Source organism: Gordonia sp. NPDC003585 (assembly GCF_040610755.1).
In the GTDB taxonomy this organism is placed as follows: domain Bacteria; phylum Actinomycetota; class Actinomycetes; order Mycobacteriales; family Mycobacteriaceae; genus Gordonia.
Genome location: NZ_JBEXMX010000138.1, coordinates 1 through 6,703, shown reverse-complemented (window position 1 = coordinate 6,703; position 6,703 = coordinate 1). Strand labels below are relative to the sequence as shown.

The 6,703-nt window shown below is 66.3% G+C and carries 6 protein-coding genes and 1 pseudogene; 2 read left to right on the top strand and 5 right to left on the bottom strand.

Annotated elements, in window-relative coordinates; genetic code table 11:
- The first annotated feature begins 157 nt into the window (after positions 1 to 157).
- Entirely contained in the window at positions 158 to 850 is a 693-nt protein-coding gene (gene hemQ, locus ABZW74_RS23440) for a hydrogen peroxide-dependent heme synthase (RefSeq protein ID WP_355279780.1), read from the top strand.
- 30 nt (positions 851 to 880) lie between these two features.
- Here the strand turns inward: hemQ and msrB are convergent, their stop codons facing one another.
- The 4 genes from msrB to ABZW74_RS23420 all read right to left on the bottom strand — a co-directional run bounded on the left by msrB (position 881) and on the right by ABZW74_RS23420 (position 5,212).
- Positions 881 to 1,303, bottom strand: a complete 423-nt coding sequence (msrB, locus tag ABZW74_RS23435) for a peptide-methionine (R)-S-oxide reductase MsrB (protein WP_240857018.1) — start codon at positions 1,301 to 1,303, stop codon at positions 881 to 883.
- 71 nt (positions 1,304 to 1,374) lie between these two features.
- Positions 1,375 to 2,631, bottom strand: coding sequence for a glycosyltransferase family 87 protein (locus tag ABZW74_RS23430; protein ID WP_240857019.1), 1,257 nt, complete (start codon positions 2,629 to 2,631; stop codon positions 1,375 to 1,377).
- Between the two features lie 89 nt (positions 2,632 to 2,720).
- Positions 2,721 to 4,265 (bottom strand): alpha/beta hydrolase, encoded by a 1,545-nt coding sequence (locus ABZW74_RS23425; RefSeq protein WP_355279775.1) that lies wholly within the window; start codon positions 4,263 to 4,265, stop codon positions 2,721 to 2,723.
- A 155-nt stretch (positions 4,266 to 4,420) separates the two neighbouring features.
- On the bottom strand, positions 4,421 to 5,212 hold the full coding sequence (locus ABZW74_RS23420) for a pyrimidine reductase family protein (RefSeq protein WP_240857045.1): 792 nt from the start codon (positions 5,210 to 5,212) through the stop codon (positions 4,421 to 4,423).
- Between the two features lie 35 nt (positions 5,213 to 5,247).
- On the opposite strand from ABZW74_RS23420, the gene zapE reads away from it, so the two are divergent.
- Complete coding sequence (gene zapE / locus ABZW74_RS23415) at positions 5,248 to 6,261, top strand: cell division protein ZapE (protein ID WP_355279772.1); 1,014 nt, start codon at positions 5,248 to 5,250, stop codon at positions 6,259 to 6,261.
- A 288-nt stretch (positions 6,262 to 6,549) separates the two neighbouring features.
- On the opposite strand, the pseudogene ABZW74_RS23410 reads toward zapE, so the two are convergent.
- Positions 6,550 to 6,703 (bottom strand): annotated as a pseudogene (locus ABZW74_RS23410) (HNH endonuclease); the annotation flags it as partial.

Below are 6,703 nucleotides of genomic sequence, written 5' to 3'. Positions count from 1 at the left end.
GCTCGCCGGTTCGGCCTATGGCGGAGTCGGTGTCCCGGCCTGTATCGCGCAGGCCGGCCGTGCGGCAGCCGAAGTACTTGCCGACCTGGGGTGAGACGGCACCTCACTGACCGACCTGACTGACCGCCCGCACCGGCCCGGTGGCACGATGAATGTCATGAGCCGCCTGGACTATGCAGAACTGAACGCCACCGTCCGCTACTTGATGTTCTCGGTGTTCGCCGTGCGTCCCGGCGAACTGCCGGCCGATCGTGCGCAGGTTCGGTCCGATGCCGCCGACTTCTTCAAGACCCTCGACAGCGGGGTCGTCGTGCGTGGCGTCTACGACGTCGCGGGCTTGCGCGCCGACGCCGACTTCATGATCTGGTGGCACGCCGAGAACGTGGAGGCACTGCAGGCGGCCTACGCGCGGTTCCGCCGCGAGACCGAGTTGGGCCGGGCGTGTAATGCGGTGTGGAGCAACGTCGCACTCCACCGGCCCGCCGAATTCAACAAGAGCCACGTGCCGGCCTTCCTCGCCGGTGAGGAAGCGGGCAACTACATCTGTGTGTACCCCTTCGTTCGCTCCTACGAGTGGTACCTGCTGCCCGACGAGGAGCGGCGCAAGATGCTCGCCGATCACGGCAAGGCCGCACGCGGCTACAAGGATGTGCGGGCGAACACGGTGTCGTCCTTTGCGCTGGGCGACTACGAGTGGCTGCTGGCCTTCGAGGCGCCCGAACTGCATCGCATCGTCGACCTGATGCGTGATCTGCGCGCCACCGAGGCGCGAATGCACGTGCGCGAGGAAACCCCGTTCTTCACCGGTCCGCGCGTCGAGGTAGAGGCACTGATCGACGCTCTGCCGTAATGCCGCGACTTTCTCGCCGCGCCTGGCTGCTCAGTCCTGGTTGGGGTCGAGCGTCAGGCTGATCGAATTGATGCAGTAGCGCAGGTCGGTCGGGGTGTCGTAGCCCTCGCCGGCGAACACGTGACCCAGGTGGCTGCCGCAGTTGGCACACAGCACCTCGGTGCGACGCATGCCCATCGAGTCGTCGGCGCGCTCGATGATGGCGTCACCGGCGAGCGGGGAGAAGAACGACGGCCAGCCGCAATGGGATTCGAATTTCTGGGTGCTGCGGAACAATTCTGCGTCGCACGCCCGGCACCGATAGACACCGACGGTCTTGGTGTCGGTGTACTCGCCGGTGAACGGTGCCTCGGTGCCGGCTTGACGCAGGACCCGATATTCGGCGGGCGTCAGCCGTTCCTTCCACTGTTCGTCGGTCAGATCGGCGAGTTCGGCTGGGGTTTCGGAGGTCATGGCACCACGGTAGCGACACCTCGTCCTCCGGTGCCACGCCACGCACCACCATGTGACGTCGGGGTGCCGTATCAGGAGGTCGCGGACACCGACCGAGTCGTCGTATCGTCCACCGACGCTGCGGATTCGACCGTCTCACCGGCCGGTGTCTCGGAGACCGATCGGATGTCGAGATATCGGAACAGCAGCGAACAGAACACCGCGATCATCAGCAGTGACCAGCCCCAGGTCACCTTGCCGTATTCGAGGATCCAGCCGAAGGCATTCCAGCGTTCGGAGTAAAAACTGTCGAACGCCATGCATCCGTACACGCCGAGCCAGGCGGGCCAGTTACGCATCGGCGAGCCGGGCAGCACCACCGACATCAGCAGCGGGAACAGGAGCATGGAGTAGTAACCCTGGCCCAGGGAACCGACCAGGAAGGTCGTCACGAGCAGAACTCCCGACGAGGTGGTCAGCCAGAGCAGTTCGTTGTTCTTGCGGTAGTACCGGTAGAGGAACCACAGGGAGAACACGGCCATCGCGACGAATGCGACCCGCAGCAGCAGAATGAGCCACGGGGCGACGCCGAAGTACGCGCCGTTCCCCGAAATCGAGCTGTTGTAGTAGTCGCGCGACTCGAACAGATAGGGCGCGGTCTCGGTCACGAATGCCTTGGCGTCGGTGCTCAGCGGCCAGGCGACGACGGTCAGTGCGGCCGGGATGGCAATCGCCGTGATGAGCACCTTCCACTGCCGATTGAGCAGGGCCAGCAACAGCAGCGGTGCCAGCACCGGCTTGACCGCCAGGGTGAGTCCGAGTGGCACACCGGCCCACAAGTCGTGCCGTCTGATCATCAGCAACATGAAGCCGAGCATCCCGAGCAGGACGAACGCGTTGAAGTTCGTGAAGATCAGCGTGTTGGCCACGGTTTCGGTGCTGAAGAACACGAACAGGACGGTCGGGAACACCCAGGTCGACGCCGAGTATCCGAACATGCGGGTGAGCAGATACGCGCACCCGACCAGGGCAATGGCGCTCACCGCGATGAACAGCCACCGGGCGCGTTCGTAGTCGAGGACCGCGACGGGTGCCATCAGCAGCGTGCCCGACGGCGGATACAGATAGTGGGGGCTGACCGTGTCGTAGTTCTCGCCGTAGACGGGCAGGTTGTTGAGGAAGTTGTATGCCGCGGCGTAGACAGGTTTGAAGTCGTCGGTCCTCGAGCCGTTCACACCCAGGATCAGCGAACGCTGGATCACCATCATGACGCTGATGGGCCACAGGATCATCGGGACGATCCGCTGCACGCTCACCTGCGGGTAGAGATACCTGTCGAGAATGGCCACCCGCGAACCGTACTACGAACGCGAAGCGCGATTCGGGACAACCCCGTGCGGGTCGGCTTTTGCGGGCCGGCCGAAATGTCCGGAGCCGATCAGGCGGGGCAGCCGCGCTCGATCGGTGCCGGGAGCGGGGCCCGGTCGACGTACTCGGCGACCGTCTGCGCCGCACATGCGCTGTGCGCGAGCACCGAGTAGCCGATCCCCGGCCAGGTCACGGTGACCGGATCGACCCCGGCGTTGAGGAAGGTGGCCCGGAGGGCGCTCGCACCGTTGCCGCCGTTGATGGTGTCGTTGCTGCCGTTGAGCACCAGGGGAGGGGTCACGAACGATTGCGGTGCCGCAGTGGGCTCACCGGCGGCCCAGCCGTTGCAGCGCATCAGCGACAGCGCACTGTCGCTGCCGGTGAGGGGACTCTGGCGCGACCACGTGTCGATGAGCCCGGGTATCTCGTTCTGGCCGACGGGTCCGATCACGTCGTTGCATCTGGACACCAGCGCGCCGTCGTTCAGGCGTAGGTCTGCGGCCTGATCGGCGAGAGCCGTCAGGGCGGTGACGTCACCGCGGTCTGCGGCGGTGATCGCACTGGCGATGGCGGGCAGCGCACCCGGTTCGTCGGGCGCGAGCGCGACCGCGGTGGTGATCGCCGAGAGCACCTGCGTGTCGGAGAGCCCGCGCAGGCGTCCCTGCGCGCCCTTGTCGATCACTCGTTTCATGGTCGCGACGCCGTCGGCGCCGAAGGCGCAGTTCGGCAGGTTCGCGCAGCGCTGAGCGAACGCCTGCAGACCGGCTTGGACCCCGGTGGATCGGCTCTGGGCGCGATCACGTGCCGTCGCACCGAACGGGGTGGGAGTGTCGAGGATGAGGCGTCCGACGCGTTTGCCGTGTATCGAGGCGTAGGCCAGGGTGACGTCGGAACCTTCGCCCACTCCGATCAGGCCGAGATGCTCGACACCCCATCTGGTTCGCAGCGTTTCGAGGTCGGATGCCGCAAAGCCGATGGAGAAGTCCAGTTGGTAGGGCGTGAGGGTCTCGGTGCAACCGTCTGAGGCGGACGACGCGCTGGTCGCCAGTTCGGTGATCCGGTTGGCCTGCGAGGTTCCGCCGGAGAGCCCGTTGTCGGTGATAGCCGCGCGTTCGGCACGGGTCATGCAGTCGAGCGGGTTGCTCTGCGGCAGGCCGCGGCGGTCGATCGCGACGATCGGGTGGGTGCGCAGGAGTTCGCGCCCCTGACCCCGGGCGGTCAGCAACAGTGCGCGTGTCGATGGCATGTCGGACCCGGCGGTCAGCACCAGCGGCGCCGCATTGGCCGGCGTCTGGGCAGTGCGGAGCCGGGTTGCGGCGATCGTGATGGTTTCGTCGTCGGGCTTGGCGGGGTCCACGGGCGAACTGAAAGTCGCACACTCGATGACCACTCCGGCCGGTACGGCGACCTCGAGACGATTGGCCGTTGTCTGCGCACACTCCCGCCACGACAGATCCTGTCGTGGCGCGGTGAGGGTCGGCGGTGGGGGTGGCGCCGAGGACGTCGACGCCGGCTCGTCGCCGTGCTCGCCGGCGATGAGGCCGGGTCCACGATCCGGTCCGACCGCGCACGCCGACACGATCAGCATGGTGGCGGCGCCGAGGGCACCCGCCATCACCCGTGTCCTTCGGTACCTCGTCGTCCTTCGGCCACTCGTCGTCCATCGGCCACCGTTGTCCCGAGTCCGGCCGCCCCGCGCAACTCGCATGTCCGCGAGCGTAGTCAATGGTCGTCGGTCGGCTGTCGAATGGCCGTCCCGACCTGTGCGTCTCAATCCGATGTTCGACCGGTCCTGACCCATCGGGTGAACATGAATCCGTCGTCGTCGGTGAGGATCAGTTCGGTGTGCATGTCGCGAAGTACGGCCGGCCGGCGGCCGTGCGCGATGCGACTCGCGTCGCCGGCCACCAGGTGGGGACTCGTCGTGAGGCACACCTCGTCGACCAGATCCTCGGTCACCAGCGACCCGAGGAGGCTGGGCCCACCTTCACAGAGAACGCGGTGCCAGCCGCGTTCGGCACATCGATCGAGGACGATCTGCAGGTCGACGGTGTCGTCGCCGCAGTCGATCAGGGTGGCACCGGCGGCGACGAGTTCCCGGCGTGTGTCCGCGGGCGCATCTCGGCAGGTCAAGACCACGGTGTCGGGGTGGGCGAGTGGCGGATAGTCGGCCGGGATCGCGAGCGTTCGCGACACGAGCGCAAGTGCCGGTGCAGGTGTCTGTTCGGCACGGTTGCGTGCGTGTGCGAACACATCGTCCGGCGACGGCTGACCGTAGTCCTCGACGGTCGCGGTGCGCGCACCCACCAGGACGACATCGGCCAGCGCGCGCAGTACCCGGAAGATTGCCTTGTCACCCGGTCCGGCGAGATCGGCCGACTTTCCGTTGTGAGTGACCGCCCCATCGATCGAACTGACGAAGTTCGCTCGCACATAAGGCCGGGTCAGGCAGGGCGGTGACGCCGGTACCTGCGGGTACGGATAGGCGTCGGCGAGCCGGCGCAGGGTCGAGGTGTCGTCGGTTCCGGATGTGACCTGGGTCGCTTTCTGTAGGTGGAACATGACTCCCTCATGTTGCATGTGGCTAGGCTCCCCATATGGTGGCACGACTCTGCGATCGCAACCCGTCGGTATCTCCCGATGCGCTCATCGACGAGATGGTGCCCCCGTCGACCTTCGACGAGGTGAGCTTCGACAGCTATATCCCCGATCCCAACGAACCGTCGCAGGCCCAAGCGGTGAGCAAGGCCCGCGACTTTGTGGAGCGGGCGTCCAAGGTGCGGTCGGGCAAGCGCGGCTTCTTCTCGCGCAAGGGGCCGAGTCAGGGTATCGGTCTGTACCTCGATGGCGGCTTCGGTGTCGGCAAGACGCACCTCTTGGCCTCGATCTACCACTCGATGCCCGAGCCGAAGTCGTTCGCGACCTTCGTCGAGGTGACGCACGTGGTGGGCGCGCTCGGCTTCATGAACGCCGTCGAGCGACTCTCGGAGCACACAGTCCTGTGTATCGACGAGTTCGAACTCGACGATCCCGGCGACACCATGTTGGTGTCGCGACTGCTCACCGAACTCACCGCGCAGGGCGTGTCGATAGCCGCCACCTCGAACACCCTGCCCGGCCAGTTGGGGGAGGGCCGGTTCGCCGCTCAGGACTTCCTGCGCGAGATCCGCAAACTCTCATCCGTGTTCGAGACCATCCGAGTCGACGGTCCCGACTACCGTCACCGCGACCTGCCGCCGGCCCCGGAACCGCGCACCGACGACGAGCTGCTCGAGGTCGCCGAGTCCACGCCGGGCGCGACCCTCGACGACTTCGACGCGCTCTGCGATCACCTCAGCACCCTGCACCCCTCGAAATACAAGGACCTCATCGAGGACGTCTCGCTGGTCTGCATCCGGGGAGTCCATCCCGCTCGCGATCAGTCGGTTGCATTGCGCCTGGTGGTGCTCGCCGACCGTCTGTACGACGCGAACGTGCCGGTGACCGTCTCCGGTAGCAAGCTCGACCAGATCTTCACCGATGAGATGCTGTCCGGCGGCTACCGAAAGAAGTACCTGCGAGCGACGTCACGATTGCTCGCGCTGTCGCGCTTCGCGGAAGCCGCTGCCTGACAACAGCTCTCGGACGCGGTTGGTTCGCTGTCGCGCTGCCGAAGTCATCACATCTCCCGGGCGTGGGCCAGCTGGTGTGGCCTCGGAGGTTTCCGGGGTGGGGGGCTTCGACTGCGCGGCAACGGTTTCCCGTGGCGTCGCGGTTCACACTATGGAGTTCTCAAAGGTCGTGCGCGGAGCGAACTCCGCTGATCGGGATGGTCACCGGCGGATCTCGACACGGTGCCTCGCCCCTGGGGTCGGTACCGGCTCGATCAGCGGCAGGGGCGCGAGATCACGTGGTCGGGTTCAGGCGGCGTTGTCGAGTCGCATGGTGCGTCGGTTGTAGGCCGGTAGTGGTCTCCTTTCCGGATCGACGGAGGCCGGCGGGATCAGCCAGGGGTGGCGGTCAGCCCCGAGGACGACGTCCCACCCGTTGTGGTGCACATCGGTGTGGCAGGAC